Source organism: Candidatus Pelagibacter sp. Uisw_113, from assembly GCF_047717815.1.
GTDB lineage: Bacteria > Pseudomonadota > Alphaproteobacteria > Pelagibacterales > Pelagibacteraceae > Pelagibacter.
In genome coordinates this window covers 1,029,096-1,044,186 of sequence record NZ_CP159809.1, presented here as the reverse complement: position 1 = coordinate 1,044,186, position 15,091 = coordinate 1,029,096, and the positions used below count along the sequence as shown (strand labels likewise).

At 29.9% G+C, this 15,091-nt stretch carries 16 protein-coding genes; 6 read left to right on the top strand and 10 right to left on the bottom strand.

Annotated elements, in window-relative coordinates; translation table 11 throughout:
- Positions 1-42: 42 nt before the first annotated feature.
- Positions 43-297, top strand: coding sequence for a hypothetical protein (locus ABXT39_RS05615; RefSeq protein WP_271492296.1), 255 nt, complete (start codon positions 43-45; stop codon positions 295-297).
- On the opposite strand, the gene ABXT39_RS05610 is transcribed toward ABXT39_RS05615, so the two are convergent.
- The 3 genes from ABXT39_RS05610 to ABXT39_RS05600 are packed head-to-tail and all read right to left on the bottom strand — an operon-like array spanning position 275 to position 2,682.
- Positions 275-1,594 carry an ATP-binding protein gene (locus ABXT39_RS05610; protein ID WP_415294766.1) on the bottom strand — a complete coding sequence of 440 codons (1,320 nt, stop codon included), beginning with the start codon at positions 1,592-1,594 and terminating at the stop codon, positions 275-277. The two genes, ABXT39_RS05615 and ABXT39_RS05610, sit on opposite strands and share 23 nt — an antisense overlap.
- Positions 1,575-2,252, bottom strand: a complete 678-nt coding sequence (locus ABXT39_RS05605) for a response regulator (RefSeq protein ID WP_415294765.1) — start codon at positions 2,250-2,252, stop codon at positions 1,575-1,577. The genes ABXT39_RS05610 and ABXT39_RS05605 overlap by 20 nt, the downstream gene beginning before the upstream one ends.
- Complete coding sequence (locus ABXT39_RS05600; RefSeq protein WP_271512686.1) at positions 2,245-2,682, bottom strand: MarR family transcriptional regulator; 438 nt, start codon at positions 2,680-2,682, stop codon at positions 2,245-2,247. Before ABXT39_RS05600 ends, ABXT39_RS05605 begins: the two co-directional genes overlap by 8 nt.
- Positions 2,683-2,753: 71 nt before the next feature.
- Between ABXT39_RS05600 and ABXT39_RS05595 the strand changes: the two genes are divergently transcribed.
- Entirely contained in the window at positions 2,754-3,626 is an 873-nt protein-coding gene (locus ABXT39_RS05595) for a branched-chain amino acid aminotransferase (protein WP_415294764.1), read from the top strand.
- Positions 3,627-3,631: 5 nt separating this feature from the next.
- On the opposite strand, the gene pgsA is transcribed toward ABXT39_RS05595, so the two are convergent.
- Genes pgsA through uvrB form a run of 5 tightly spaced genes read right to left on the bottom strand, consistent with a single transcriptional unit; the run spans position 3,632 to position 9,368 of the window.
- Entirely contained in the window at positions 3,632-4,216 is a 585-nt protein-coding gene (gene pgsA / locus ABXT39_RS05590; protein ID WP_415294763.1) for a CDP-diacylglycerol--glycerol-3-phosphate 3-phosphatidyltransferase, read from the bottom strand.
- Between the two features lie 2 nt (positions 4,217-4,218).
- The gene (gene uvrC / locus ABXT39_RS05585) at positions 4,219-6,054 is read right to left on the bottom strand and encodes an excinuclease ABC subunit UvrC (protein WP_415294762.1); all 1,836 of its coding nucleotides are present in this window, start codon (positions 6,052-6,054) and stop codon (positions 4,219-4,221) included.
- Complete coding sequence (locus ABXT39_RS05580; RefSeq protein ID WP_415294761.1) at positions 6,041-6,466, bottom strand: dihydroneopterin aldolase; 426 nt, start codon at positions 6,464-6,466, stop codon at positions 6,041-6,043. Before ABXT39_RS05580 ends, uvrC begins: the two co-directional genes overlap by 14 nt.
- Positions 6,463-7,215 (bottom strand): SDR family oxidoreductase, encoded by a 753-nt coding sequence (locus ABXT39_RS05575; protein ID WP_415294760.1) that lies wholly within the window; start codon positions 7,213-7,215, stop codon positions 6,463-6,465. Before ABXT39_RS05575 ends, ABXT39_RS05580 begins: the two co-directional genes overlap by 4 nt.
- Complete coding sequence (uvrB, locus tag ABXT39_RS05570; protein WP_415294759.1) at positions 7,197-9,368, bottom strand: excinuclease ABC subunit UvrB; 2,172 nt, start codon at positions 9,366-9,368, stop codon at positions 7,197-7,199. Before uvrB ends, ABXT39_RS05575 begins: the two co-directional genes overlap by 19 nt.
- Before the next feature lie 35 nt (positions 9,369-9,403).
- Between uvrB and ABXT39_RS05565 the strand changes: the two genes are divergently transcribed.
- Positions 9,404-10,603 carry a pyridoxal phosphate-dependent aminotransferase gene (locus ABXT39_RS05565; RefSeq protein WP_415294758.1) on the top strand — a complete coding sequence of 400 codons (1,200 nt, stop codon included), beginning with the start codon at positions 9,404-9,406 and terminating at the stop codon, positions 10,601-10,603.
- Here the strand turns inward: ABXT39_RS05565 and ABXT39_RS05560 are convergent.
- Positions 10,596-12,365: an ABCB family ABC transporter ATP-binding protein/permease gene (locus ABXT39_RS05560; protein ID WP_415294757.1), complete on the bottom strand. Its 1,770-nt coding sequence runs from the start codon at positions 12,363-12,365 to the stop codon at positions 10,596-10,598. The two genes, ABXT39_RS05565 and ABXT39_RS05560, sit on opposite strands and share 8 nt — an antisense overlap.
- Before the next feature lie 103 nt (positions 12,366-12,468).
- Here ABXT39_RS05560 and ABXT39_RS05555 point away from each other — a divergent pair, with 103 nt between their 5' ends.
- The gene (locus ABXT39_RS05555) at positions 12,469-12,918 is read left to right on the top strand and encodes a YtoQ family protein (protein ID WP_271483063.1); all 450 of its coding nucleotides are present in this window, start codon (positions 12,469-12,471) and stop codon (positions 12,916-12,918) included.
- Between the two features lie 11 nt (positions 12,919-12,929).
- On the top strand, positions 12,930-13,583 hold the full coding sequence (locus ABXT39_RS05550) for an NAD(P)H-binding protein (protein WP_415294756.1): 654 nt from the start codon (positions 12,930-12,932) through the stop codon (positions 13,581-13,583).
- Between the two features lie 5 nt (positions 13,584-13,588).
- On the opposite strand, the gene ABXT39_RS05545 is transcribed toward ABXT39_RS05550, so the two are convergent.
- Entirely contained in the window at positions 13,589-14,608 is a 1,020-nt protein-coding gene (locus tag ABXT39_RS05545) for an NAD-dependent epimerase/dehydratase family protein (protein WP_415294755.1), read from the bottom strand.
- A 105-nt stretch (positions 14,609-14,713) separates the two neighbouring features.
- Between ABXT39_RS05545 and ABXT39_RS05540 the strand changes: the two genes are divergently transcribed.
- Entirely contained in the window at positions 14,714-15,091 is a 378-nt protein-coding gene (locus ABXT39_RS05540) for a winged helix-turn-helix transcriptional regulator (protein WP_415294754.1), read from the top strand.

The window sequence follows — 15,091 nt, the reverse complement described above, 5'->3', positions numbered from 1 at the left end:
AAAAAACTACGTATAAAGTATATTAATTTTATAAACGAATATATGACAAAATCAAAATTTGTAATTGATAAATTAACAAAGCTATTTGAACAAGGGCTAATTTCTTATAAAGATTTAAGCTCTGAAATCATAAATGTTTTAAGATCTAAAAGAGATGAAATAATTTTTAAAATGAAATTAACTAGCAAAGAAGAAACAGATATATTAATTAAAAGAGTTGAAAATTTAGAAAAAAAAATCAACAAATTAGAAAAAAAAAGTCCAAATAAAAAATCTACAAAGGTAAAAAAATCTTAACTCTAAGGCCGTTTAAAGGAGATTTTTCTAATAAAATATTTCCTCCATGAGATTTGATTATGTCAGATGTAATTGATAATCCAAGACCAACACTAGATTTAGAATCCCCTCTACTTTTATCTACTTTATAAAATGGTTTGAAAACATTTTCTAACTCTTCTTTAGGAATGCCAACTCCATCATCATCAATAGTAATTATTATGTTACTGTCTTTTTTTGATAAATGAAAATTTATATTTTCAGCATATTTAATTGAATTATCAATTAAATTATTTAAAGATCTTTGTATTAAATTCTTTCTTCCATTCATATAAACTCTTGGAATTATTTCTTTAGTTATTTTATCATTATTATATTTATTTATTGTAGCTTCGATTAATTCAGAAATATCAAAGGTTTCATCTTTTTCTAAATAAGATGAACTTGTAAACTGTAGATATTCATTGAGCATTTTTTCCATTTCATCTATATCTAAAGACATTTTTTTTGATAAATCGTTATCTTTCATAAAAGATAGCTGAAGTTTTAGTCTTGTTAAGGGTGTTCTTAAATCATGGCTTATACCAGATAACATTTCAGACCTTTGATTTAGGTGTCTCATTATTCTTTTTTTCATTTTTTCAAATTCCAAACCTGCTTGTCTGATCTCTAAGGCTCCTGATGGTCTGTACTCATCAATATTTTCCCCTCTACCAAATCTTTCTGCAGCTTTAGCTAGGTTTATAATTGGCCTTGTTTGATTTTTCAGAAATATTATGGCTATAGTTATCATTAGTAGAGCTGGTAGAGTAATCCATAAAGCAAACATTCTAGCAGACGAGCTTGTCACCCTATCTTTTGGAATAAAAAATTCAAAGTATCCGTCGTTATATTTAATATTTATATGAATAAGTTCTTTATAACTCGTTGTATCGAACCAATAATTCTCAGTACCCATATTAGATTTTAGTTCTCTTCTAAGTGTTCTATCTATGGGGCTAAACCATCTTTCTTTTTGAGGTTTTTCAAATGAATCATCTTTTTTAAACTCAACATTAAGATCTAAATAAATGGAAAATAAGCCTGACAGGTCGTTATTATTATATTTTCCATTATCGTAAGCTGCTATGAATGTTTTCATCTCACCGATCAATGCTCTTGTCATACCTTTATTTGTTTTAATCCAAAGACTATCAAAAAAAACAATTGTTATGACTACTTGAAGAACAATTATAGGTACTGCTACAATTAATAAAGCTCTATAAAATAATCTTTTTGGTAATAAATTTTTTACAAAATTATTCAATCCATAAAACATAACCAGCACCTCTTAAAGTTTGTAAGTATTTTGGATTTTTCGGGTCTATTTCTATTTTTTTTCTAAGTCTTGTAATTATTACATCTATAGATCTTTCTTTATCAAGATCAGTTAGTTTGCCAATATCCTCTCTTGAAAAAGTTTTGCCAGGATTGTTAATCATTTTTTCTAATATGATTTTTTCAGTATTATTTATTTTATATTCAGTTTCATTTTTAATAATTAAAAGTTTGTTAAGATCAATTTTAATATTATCAAAGGTTATAATTCTTTTTTCATCATTTCTTTTTGTTTTATTTAAAATATTTTTTATTCTTAAAGTTAGTTCTTTTGGCTCAAATGGTTTTGGCAAATAATCATCAGCACCTATCTCTAGGCCTTCAACTCTATTTTCAGCCTCTCCTTTAGCTGTTAATAAAATTATAGGGGTATCAATCTTAGATTTATTTTGCCTGATAAAATCAAGACCACTTTTGCCTGTCATCATTATATCTAAAATAATTAAATCAAATTTAATTATTGAAATTTTTTCTTCAGCATTTTCTGCGCTATCCGATGTAGTAACTAGAAAGTTATTTTCATTTAAATATTGTTTAATTAGAGATCTAATTCCCTCATCATCATCTACAACTAAAATATGGGCTACAATATCATTCATTGATTATTTTCTTTAAAACATTATCAAAGTTTAAAACTTGATCTGAACTTGAATTTAAAAGAGCATTATAAATTCGTTTTTTTTGTGTTGAAAATATTTCATCAAAAATTTTTTCTCCTTTTTCATTTAAAAAAATGTGTTTTACCCTTGTGTCTTGTTGATCTTTTTCAAAAAAAACAACATCAAGTTTAATTAAATCTTTTAAAACTCTATTTAAACTCTGCTTAGTAACCTTTAGCTTCTTTAACAGGTCAGAAATTGTAATCCCCTTATACATTGATAATAGATGTAAAACTTTGTGGTGAGCTATACCTATAGAGTATTTATCCAAGGTTTTCTTGGCATCTGAAAAAGATTCACGGTAACTTGTAAATAACTTTTCAATCAATTGCTTTAACTGAGTGTCCTTTAAATATAAAAGTTCTTTCATTATGGGTAAGTTATATTGACATATTATAGATACAAAGATAATTTTAGGAAAAAATTTAAATTATTTCATACATGATACCCTACGATAAAAGATCTGGTAAAATCTGGTATAATAACGAGCTTGTTGATTGGGCTGATGCAAAAATTCATATTTTAAATCATGGATTGCATTATGCTAGCTGTGTATTTGAAGGAGAAAGAGTTTATGACGGTTCAATATTCAAATTAGAAGAGCATACCACAAGACTTTTTTATTCAGCTAAAAGAATGGGAATTACAATGCCATATTCAGAAACAGAAATAAATGATGCATGTAATAAAATTATTTCAGTTCAAAATATAAAAGATGGTTATGTAAGACCAATGGCCTGGAGAGGTAGTGAAATGATGGCAATCTCTGCACAACAAACAAAAATTCATGTTGCTGTAGCAACCTGGGATTGGGGTTCTTATTTTGATCCAAAATTAAAAGTTAATGGGATTAAATTAAATATTTCAAACTGGAGAAAGCCAGCACCAAATACAATACCGTGGGACACAAAAGCATCAGGCCTATATATGATTAATACCTTGTCTAAACATGAAGCAGAACAACAAGGTTATACAGATTCTTTAATGCTGGATTATGAAGGAAATGTTGCAGAGGCAACTGGAGCAAATATTTTTTTTAAAGATAAGAATGGAGAAATACACACTCCAATTCCAGATTGTTTTTTAGACGGAATAACAAGAAGAACAGTTATTGAGATTGCTAAATCTAAAGGAATTAAAATTAATGAGAGAAAAATTAAACCAGAAGAACTAAAAGATTTTGTTGGTTGTTTTTTAACTGGGTCAGCTGCAGAAGTAACACCAGTATCATGTATTGCGGATAATCAATTTAAAGTTTGTGAAACTATAATTGATTTAAATGAAAGTTATCAAGCTTTAGTTAGAAAAAAATAGATTATTTACCTTTTATTATCCTCAGACATTGCATGGTCAATGCCTTTTCTTAAATACTCATAACCAGTATATAGAGTTAAAAATGCAGAAAGCCAAAGCAGGATTATACCAATAGTTTGGGCATTATAATCTTGAAAATTTAAAATTTTATTACCAGTTTCACCTGTCAGTAAAAGAGCTATGGCAACCATTTGTAAAAAAGTTTTTAATTTTGCTAAATTAGTTACTGGTAATTTAATTTGCCCTCTAGCTAGAAACTCTCTTAATCCTGAAATCAGTATCTCCCTTGTAAGTATTATAATTGCAGCAATAACCTCATAATGTTTAATTGTTCCACTCATAACAAGCAATATAAGTGCGGTAGCAACAATAATTTTATCTGCTATAGGATCAAGCAATTCACCTAACTTAGACTCTTCACCCATCATTCTTGCCAACATTCCATCCAAAAAATCAGTAAATGAAGCAATTACAAACAATACGCATGCAGTTAAATCACCGTAAAAACCCGGCAAATAAAATGCTAGAACAAAAAAAGGTACAATTATTATTCTACCAATTGTTAAAATATTTGGAATTTTTTTAAGCATAATTATTCGTGAAAAAAGTTATATATCTTTTTTGCAACTTTTTCCTCAACACCTTCAACTGATTTAATCTCATCAAAACTAGCAGATTCTACAGATCTAGCAGAGCCAAAGTGGTTCAATAAAGCTCTTTTTCTAATCGATCCAATACCATCAATTTGATCTAATAATGATTTTGTAATTCCTTTTGCTCTTTTTGCTCTATGAGAGGTGATAGCAAACCTATGTGCTTCATCACGCAGTCTCTGCATGAAGAAGAGGGTAGGGTCATTCTTATCAAATTTAAATGAATTTCCCCTATAGAAAAAGGTTTCATCACCACTATTTCTTAATTTACCCTTAGCAATAGCGATCATAGGAAGATCATGTAAGCCAAATTCATCCAATACTTCTTTGGCAGATGAATATTGACCTTTACCACCATCAATTAATATTAAATCAGGAAGAGTTAAATAATTTCCTTTTTCTAACATCGCTCTTTTAAATCTCCTAGTAAGAACTTCTTTTAACATTGCAAAATCATCTTGTTCAGCACCCTTTGTCTTGATGTCAAATTTTCTATATCTTTTTTTAACAAATCCTTCATTTCCAAAAGTAATCATAGCGCCTACGCTATTGGTTCCTGAGATATGGCTATTATCATAAACTTCAACTAAGTTTAGGCTACTTTTAAGATCAAATTTTTTAGCCACACCATCAAATAAATTTTTATTATTATTTGTTTCATAAATTTTTCTATTAAGTGACTCTTTGGCATTTTTTTCTGCCATAGCAATCACTTTAGCTTTAGTTCCTTTTTTTGCTATATTAATAGAAATTGTACTACTTTCTTTTTTACTTAATGTTTCTTCAATTAGTTTCCTGTCCTCAATTTCTGTATTAATAATAATTAATTTTGGAACATTCTTATTTTCGTAAAATTGCATCAAGAAGGAGGACATTATTTCAGATATGTCTTGGTCAGGATCATGTTTTGGAAAATAAGCTTGGTTGCCCCAATTTTGTTTGGATCTGTAAAAAAATACCTGAATACAGGTTTTGCCAGATTCTTTATAGGCAGCAATTACATCAGCATCAACTAGATTGGCTTCATTAATTCTTTGTGACGATTGAATTATATTTAAGGATTTAATTCTATCTCTAAAAATAGAAGCTCTTTCAAAATCCAGCTTTTCGCTGGCTTCCTCCATTTGTTTAGATAAATTTTTTTGTATATCTCTTGATTTACCCGATACAAACTGAATTGCTTGATCTACTGATTTTTTATAATCTTCTTTATCAATATAATCGACACAAGGACCAGAGCATCTTTTTATCTGATAAAGAATGCAGGGTCTTTTTCTATTTTTGAAGGTGCTATCATCACAAACTCGAATTTGAAATATTTTTTGAAGCATCTTAATGGTCCAATTTGCAGTTCCTGCTGAAGCAAAGGGTCCAAAGTAAAATCCTTCTTTATCTTTTTTGCCCCTATGTTTTGTAACCTGTGCCCATTGGTCTTTATTACTGATGAAAACAAATGGAAAAGATTTGTCATCTTTAAGCAATATATTGAATTTAGGTTTATATTTTTTGATTAAATTAGCCTCTAAAAGAAGTGCTTCACTTTCATTGGCAGTAGTCGTTATCTCTAACTTAAAAGTTTGAGAGAGCATCCTTGCTGTTCTGATGATATGATTTTTTTCAGCCACATAACTCTTTAATCTATTGGGCAGGTTTTTTGCTTTACCTACATACAAAATCACATCTTTATGATCAAGCATTCGATAAACTCCAGGACTTTTAGGAATTAATGGGAGCTCTTTTCTAATTACGTCTTTGCCTAATTCAGAGCTTTTCATGACTTCTTTTTTTGGTAATTTGGATACCAACAGAGGCACATTCTTTTATAATTTCTAATTTTTCAATTTGAAGCATAATTTTTCCAATTCGTTTATCTTTAAATAATACATCAAAAACATCTTCAGCAAGTGTTTCTAAAAAATTATAATGTTTCTTTTTTGCAAGTTTTATAATTAATTTTACAACCTGACCATAATTAACAATTGATTTGATATCTTTGTCATTTGTTGGTTTTCTATCTTCATAATCAATCTCTAAACTAAATTTTACTTTCTGGGTTTTTTCTTTTTCAAAATCATAATAACCAAGCTTTAAATCTAGAGTTAATTCTTTAATAAGAATTTTTTTTTCGTAATTAAATAAACTTTTATTTTTATCTATTTTGACAATATTTAAATTATTTTTTTTCATTCTTTTCCAATTACATCTGGTGTTTGCCAGTTTAAACTTTGTCCACTATCTATTGCTATTACTTGACCTGTAATTGAACTGTTTTTGATAAAAAAGTCAACAGCAGAACATATATCTTTTATATTTACCTGTTGCTTCAAAGGTGTTGCTAAATACTGCTTTTTAAAATGCATGTCAGTTTGTCTTTTATTTTTAATAGTTGGTCCAGGTGCAATTCCATTAACTCTTATGTTTGGAGCTAATTCCATAGCACTAGTTTTTGTTAGTGTGTAAAGCCCCGTTTTACTTAAAGTGTAAGAAAAGAAAAAGGGAGTTAACTTAAAAACTCTTTGATCTGTTATATTTATAATATTGTTGTTTTTACCCTTAACATTTTTTGAAAATTCTTTTGTAAGATATGCAGGTGCTTTTAAATTTACATCAATATGTTGGTTCCAACTTTTAGAAGAAAAATTTTTAAGACTGTCATTTTCAAATAACGAAGCATTATTAATTAAACAATCAAAGTATTTTAATTTTAACTTTGAGAATTTTATAATTTTTTTTAAATCTTGTTCTTTTGCAAGGTCACCTTTTACCAAGTAAACTTTTGTTTTATTTTTTGACAATTCCTTTTGTAATTTTTCAGCTTCAGATTTAGACTTATTGTAATGAATAACCATTTCAACTCCTGGACCTGAGAGTTTCTTTGCAATAGCAGCACCCATTCTTGTTGCGGCTCCAGTGATAATTATTTTGTTTGCTTCCATTTTTTTTTACCTTTTTGTGCTCTTGTACCAGGTAAGCCCATTGTTGATCTACCTTTTGGATATGTTCTATTTTCTTGGTTATAGTGTTTTATTTTTGGGTTTAAAACAATTTCTAACTCTGATGCTTCTAAATTTCTTATTTCATCTCTAATTTTACCAGCTTCTTCAAATTCAAGATTTGTGGCTGCATCCTTCATTCTTTTGTTGAGCATCTTTAAGTGTTTCTTTAAATTTCCACCAATATTGTCTCCAGTACCTACTTTTAAATAATCCTTATCATAAACGTTCTGCAACACATCGCTGATTTCTTTCTTAATAGAAACAGCATCAATATTATGCTTTTTATTATAGGCAACTTGAATTGCTCTTCTTCTATCCGTTTCTTGAATTGCTTTTTTTATACTTTTAGTTTCTTTATCTGCATAAAGAATAACTCTTCCTTCTAAGTTTCTTGCAGCCCTTCCAATAGTTTGAACTAAAGAAGTTTCGGATCTTAAAAATCCTTCTTTATCAGCATCTAAAATTCCAACTAATGCACACTCTGGAATATCTAGTCCTTCTCTTAAAAGGTTAATTCCCACTAAGACATCGAAAACACCAAGCCTTAAATCCCTCATGATTTCAATTCTCTCTAGTGTATCAATATCGGAGTGCAAATATCTGACCCTAATACCATTTTCATGAAAATATTCCGTTAAATCTTCAGCCATTTTCTTAGTCAATGTAGTAACCAAAACTCTAAAATTTTTATCTATTGTTTTTTTGCACTCATGCATCAAGTCATCAACTTGATTTTTGGCAGGTTTTATTTCAACTGGTGGATCAATTAGACCAGTAGGCCTTATTATTTGTTCAACAAATTTACCCTTAACTTGTTCTAATTCCCAAGGGCCTGGTGTTGCTGATACAAAAACTGTTTGGGTTCTCATTGCATCCCATTCTTCAAATTTAAGAGGTCTATTGTCCATGCAAGAAGGTAATCTAAAACCATATTCAGCAAGATTACTTTTTCTTGATCTATCCCCTTTGTACATACCATTTAATTGAGGAACTGTTACGTGGCATTCATCTACAAAAATAAGAGTGTTGTCAGGAAAGTATTCAAATAGAGTGGGAGGTGGTTCCCCGGGTTTTCGTCCCGATAAAAAACGAGAATAGTTTTCAATACCAGCACAAGACCCTGTTGCTTCTATCATTTCTAAATCAAACTTAACTCTTTCTTCTAATCTTTGTGCTTCAAGTAATTTATTTTGTTCTTTGAATTTTTTTAAAGTTGCTTCTAATTCTCTTTTAATTTTAATAATTGCTTGTTCGATAGTTGGTTTAGGAGTGATGTAATGACTATTAGCATAAACTTTTATTACATCTAAATCTTGTATTAGATCTCCTGTTAAGGGATCAAATTCTTCTATTTTTTCTAGTTTGTCGCCAAATAAACTTAATCTCCATGCTCTATCTTCAAAGTGTGAGGGAAATATTTCAAGATATTCTCCTCGAGCTCTAAAAGTTCCTCTATAAAAACTCTGATCATTTCTTTTATATTGTAAATTTACTAAAGTTTTTATTAGTTGCTCTCTGCTATATTCATAATCTTTCTTTAAACTCAACGTCATCTTGCTATACGCCTCAACAGAACCCAGACCATAGATACAAGAAACACTTGCAACAATAATTACATCATCTCTCTCTAATAGTGATCTAGTAGCTGAGTGACGCATACGATCAATTTGTTCATTAATGGATGCTTCTTTTTCAATATAAGTGTCAGACCTTGGAACATAAGCTTCTGGTGTATAGTAATCATAATAAGATACAAAATACTCAACAGCATTGTCTGGAAAAAAAGATTTCATCTCTCCATAAAGCTGCGCAGCTAGTGTTTTGTTAGGAGCAAGTATTAGAGCTGGTCTATTAGTTTTTTCAATTACTTGGGCCATTGTAAAAGTTTTTCCAGAACCTGTTACACCAAGCAAAACTTGGTTTAATTCTTCTTTATTTGCACCCTTAACTAATTGTTTTATTGCTTCTGGCTGATCACCGGCAGGTTTAAAATCTGTAACAAGTTTAAACTTTTTTCCACCTTCTAGTTTCTGGTGAATTTCAGGATTTTTACTCTGTATATCTGTAATTAAATCTTGATAAGTATTTTGCATTATCTATAAAACTATTAGAATAAAAATATATTTCAATGAGCATTATATCAGACAGTCTAAAAAAGATTAAACCATCGCCAACTATTGCTGTAACTCAAAAGGCAAGAGAGTTAAAAGCTGCTGGAAAAGACGTTATAGGTCTTGGGGCAGGAGAGCCTGACTTTGATACACCAGATAATATCAAACAAGCGGCTATAAAAGCCATTAATGACGGTGATACTAAATATACAGCCGTTGATGGAACTGCTGCCTTAAAAGATGCCATTGTTAAAAAATTTAAAAGAGAAAACAATTTAGACTACACAACTGATCAAATCACAGTTGGTGCTGGTGGAAAACATGTAATTTATAATGCCATGATGGCAACCCTAAATGAAGGGGATGAGGTTATAGTTCCTGCGCCTTATTGGGTTTCTTATCCTGACATGGTTTTATTAGCCGGTGGAACTCCAATTATTTTAGAGTGTAATGAAAAACAAGGATTTAAAATTAATCCAGCTGAATTAGAAAAATCTATAACACCAAAAACAAAGTGGATAATATTAAATTCACCATCAAATCCAACAGGCGCTTGTTATACTGAAGGTGATATTAAAAAAATCGCAGATGTTTTAGCAAGACATCCTCACGTGCATATTTTAAGTGATGATATTTATGAGCATGTAACATACGAAGGTTTTAAATTTTTTACTATTGCGCAAATTGATAGCTTGAAAGAAAGAGTTCTTACAATGAACGGTGTAAGTAAAGCTTACTCAATGACTGGCTGGAGAATAGGGTATGCGGCTGGTCCTAAAGAAATTATTAAAGCAATTGCTAAAATACAATCGCAATCAACAACAAATCCATCTTCAATTAGTCAAGCTGCGGCGGTTGAGGCATTAAATGGAACTCAAGATTTTATAAAAGAGAGAGCAATTTCATTTCAAGAAAGAAGAAACTTTGTTGTTAAAGCATTAAATGAAATAGATGGAATTGAATGTTTAAATCCAGATGGAGCATTTTATGTTTTCCCAAGCTGCAAAGGGTTAATTGGTAAAAAAGATACAAACGGAAAAGAACTTAAGACAGATACTGATTTTGTTCAGTCTTTATTAGAGAATAGTGGTGTAGCAGTTGTTCAAGGTTCTGCATTTGGTTTGGAAGGTTTCTTTAGAGTATCTTATGCAACTTCTATGGAAAATCTTAAAAAAGCTTTAGAAAAAATATCTTCTTTTTGTAAAAGTCTTAACTAGGTTTTTGCTTTCCCCACATCTCAAAATATTTACCTTTTTCTAGCAATAAACTCTCATGCGTCCCTTGTTCAATAATAGTACCCTGATCAAGAACAATAATATTATCAGCATTTGCAGCTGTAGATAGTCGATGAGCAATTATTAAAGTTGTTTTACCTTTAGAGACATTTTCTAGATTTTTTTGAATTTCTTTTTCTGTACTAGTATCTAATGCAGATGTTGCTTCATCAAAGAAAAATATTTTAGGATTTTTTAGAATAGTTCTTGCAATAGCAACTCTCTGTTTCTCTCCACCAGATAATTTCAACCCTCTTTCTCCTACAATTGTTTCATAACCATCTGGTAAAATTGTTATAAAATCATGTATATCTGCATTTTGTGCAGCACTAATAACCTCCTCTTTAGTAGCACCAGTATTACCGTAAGCTATATTATAATAAATTGTGTCATTAAATAAGACAGTGTCTTGTGGGACTACACCAATAATTTTTCTTAAAGAGTTTTGAGAAATTTTATTTACATTTGTATTGTTAATAAAAATATTTCCCTCTTTTGGATCATAAAACTTGAATAACAGTCTACTTATTGTTGATTTACCAGCACCAGTTGGCCCTACAATGGCTACTTTTTTTCCATTAGGAACAATAAATGAAATATTTTTAATGATAGTTCTTCTTATGTCGTAATCAAAACTAACGTTTTCAAATCTAATTTCTGCATCGTTACTTTGGGGTATATCCTCAAGATCATCATTTGTTGTTGGGGCAACTTCTAATAAGCTAAACATGTTTTCCATATCAGTTAGTGCTTGTCTAATTTCTCTATAAACAGAACCCAACCAATTCAATGGCTGATATAATTGGAGCATGTAGGCATTAATTACAACAAACCCACCAATATTAATCTCTCCACTTTTGATCCCATAAACTGACATCACCAACATAATAGTAATACCCACCATTATGATAAATGTTTGAGCTATGTTTAATAGCGAAAGAGAATGTCTACTTTGATTTGCTGCTAACTCATATTCTTCTAATGATTGATCAAGCCTATTAGCTTCAAAGGCCTCATTGTTAAAATATTTAACTGTCTCAAAGTTCAATAAACTATCAATCATTTTAGTGCTGACATCGTTATCAGCTTGGTTCATTCTTTTTCTAAATACATTTCTCCATTCAGTAATCTTAAAAGTTAAGAAAGAATAAAGGCCAATAGTTACAAGTGTTACAACAGCATACCATGGGCCATATAGATAAAATAAAATCCCAGAAACCAAGAACACTTCAAAGAAAGTAGGAGCAATATTGAACAAGACATATCTTAGAAGAAAATCTATTCCTTTTGTTCCTCTGTCTATATATTTTGCTAGTGCACCTGTTTGTCTATTTAAATGAAATTGTAAAGATAGATTGTGAAGATGTTGGAACATTGTCAAAGATATTTGTCTAATAGAATGTTGGGAAACTTTTGAAAATAAGGCGTCTCTAATTTCAACAAATGTGAAAGCAATTACTCTAGTTACACCATAGCCAACTACTAAAGCTATTGGTACCAGCATAAATAAATTAATGCCTGAACTTAATTCTGTCAGAGAGTTTACCGCACTACCCAATACTAAAGGAGTACTAACGCTGGCTATTTTTGCTAAAACTAAAGCAACAACTGCAAAACTAACTCGTATCCTTAAATCTTTCCTTTTTTTAGGCCACAAATAAGGAAGCAACAGTTTAAAAGTTTTAATGTATTTACCCTTTTTCACAATGTAGATATAACCGATTAGTAAAAATTTGTTACAAGCAAATTAGACTTTATAATAAATTAAAAAATGATATTTAAACTAAAAAAGCAATAAGGAGACATAAATGTTGAGTGTATATTTGGCAGGTGAAATTCACAGTAATTGGCGAGAAGAAATTATTCAACTTTGTGAAAAAGAGAAATTAGATGTTAAATTTACATCTCCCATAACTGATCATGAAGCCTCTGATAATTGTGGTGTAGAAATTCTAGGAGCCGAAGAAAAAAATTTTTGGAAAGATAGAAAAGGTGCTAATATTAATTCCATTCGAACTAAGAAATCTATTCAAGATTGTGATGTAATTATTGTTAAGTTTGGTGAAAAATTTAAGCAATGGAATGCCGCCTTTGATGCGGGTTATGCTACAGCACTTAATAAATCTATGATTGTTATTCATAACGATGATCATCAACATGCTCTTAAAGAAGTGGATGGCTCTGCTGCTGCTGTTGCTTCAGATCAAAAACAAGCTTTTCGTATATTGAAATATATATTGGAAGGTTCCTTAAAATAGGTCTAGTTATAATGAAAACGGCTTTATTATTTGGGTCATCTGGTTTAGTTGGAGGTCACCTCCTTAATCAATTAATTAAGGATACTAATTACTCTAAGATAAAATTATTTGTTCGCTCAGTTCCTGAAATTAGTGATCCAAAAGTAGAGATTATTAAGACTGATTTTAACAACTTACAAAATCACAAAGAAGATATCAAAGGTGATGATTGCTTCTTTTGTATTGGTACAACTAAAAAAAATTCCCCTGATAAAGACGAATATAAAAGGGTTGAACTTGATGTTCCCAAAGAAGTTGCAAAAATTGCAAAATCAAATTTGGTTAACTCATTTATTTTTGTTTCTGCATTGTATGCAAACTCCAAGAGTTCAGGAGAATACATAAGATTTAAAGGACAAGTTGAAGACGAGTTAAAAGAACTTAATTTTCCTAAATTAGCAATATTGAGACCATCTTTTTTAATAGGTAATAGAAAAGAAAAGAGAGCAAGTGAAACAATAGGTATTTTTGTTTTTAAGTTACTTTCTCCATTACTTTTAGGTCCTTTAAAGAAAATGAAACCTATTCATTCCGAAACAGTTGCAAAAGCAATGATAGCTGTTATTCAAAGTGATATTCAACAAACTATTTTTGAGTCTAACGAGATATCAGAAATAAGTAGTTAGTATTTTTAAACTAATCCAAGTCTAATTACTGAGTTCCCAGCATCTACAATACTATCTTTTGCAGATTTAAATTTCATATCCAATAAATCTTCAGAATATGAAGTATCTGTCTGCATTAAAATTCCAAGATCAGGCAACATAATCTTTACAGAAGAATCTAAGTAACCGATCAATTTAACCATAAAATTTGGCATTTCTTTTTTTGGAAGTTTTTTTGCATACTTCGGAAATGCTTCAGCCATAATTTTAGAAACTTCGAGCATTTTTTTTACTTCTGAACCAATAATTAAACGTCTTCCATTAACCTTGGGATTTTTTATAGATAAAACATGTGCTCTTGCTACATCTTTTACATCAGAAATTAATATTCCAAAATTTGGCGCCATAGGATATTTTCCTTTAAGGAAAAGTTCAACATAGCTAGTTGAGGTATTTGTTTTTTTATCTAAAGCATCACCAAAAACCCCTCCTGGATTAATTACAGTTAATTTGTCTTTTAATCCTTTGCTTTCCATTAATTCCCATGCAGCTTGTTCAGCTTTTGTCTTTGATATAATGTAGTCATTCGATCCACTCCAATCAGTATTTGACCAATCACTTTCTCCAAAAGTATATGGGTTTGTTCTGTTAGGTTTTTTAAACATAGCAGCTATTGATGAAGTAAGAATTATTTTTTCAACATTAGCTTCTATACCGGCATTTAAAACTCTTAACGTTCCACCTTTAGCAGCTGGAACTAAAGCCTCTCTATTTCTTGAGCTTTTCATGGGGTAGGGAGAAGCAGTATGTATAATATATTTACAATCTTTAGCAGCCTCAACCCAACCATCATCTTTTAATAAGTCCAATTCAACAAATGATAATTTATCTGTTGAAACATATTCGCTTAGAGTTTTCTTTGTTTTATCTAATGAGTTTTGGCTTCTAACAGTTCCTAAAACTTCATATCCAGAATTTAATAATTCAATTGCTATATGTTTTGCTATCCAGCCACTTATTCCAGTTAATAATACTTTATTTGTCATTTTGTTGTTCCTTCTGATTAAATTTTTGTTTTGATATATATGGACATAAATAATCTTTTATCAACTAATTATAAGCTTACTAGTCACTTCACAGTTACTTAAATAATGACTGGTCATTTTTTGTTATTAGTTTACAAAAAAGATGTGGAAAAAATTAATCAAAAACAATCGTGTCCTTTTTCAAACGTTATGGAATTATTAGGAGGAAAATGGAAAATTTTTATTATTGCAAGAATCTATGAAAATAAGAAAATCAGATTTAATGAGCTTAGAAAAACAGTAACCAATATCAGCTCCCAAGTTTTGGCAAGAAAACTTGATGAAATGAGAAAAGATGGTTTGGTTGTTAAAATTATTAATAAATCTCAAAACGTAGATTATAAATTAAGTGAATTCGGAAATTCAGCAATACCAATAATATCTGCTTTAAAAAAATGGAGCTTAGGTAGAAAAAAAGAAATTTCTAAAATAGTTAATATTTAA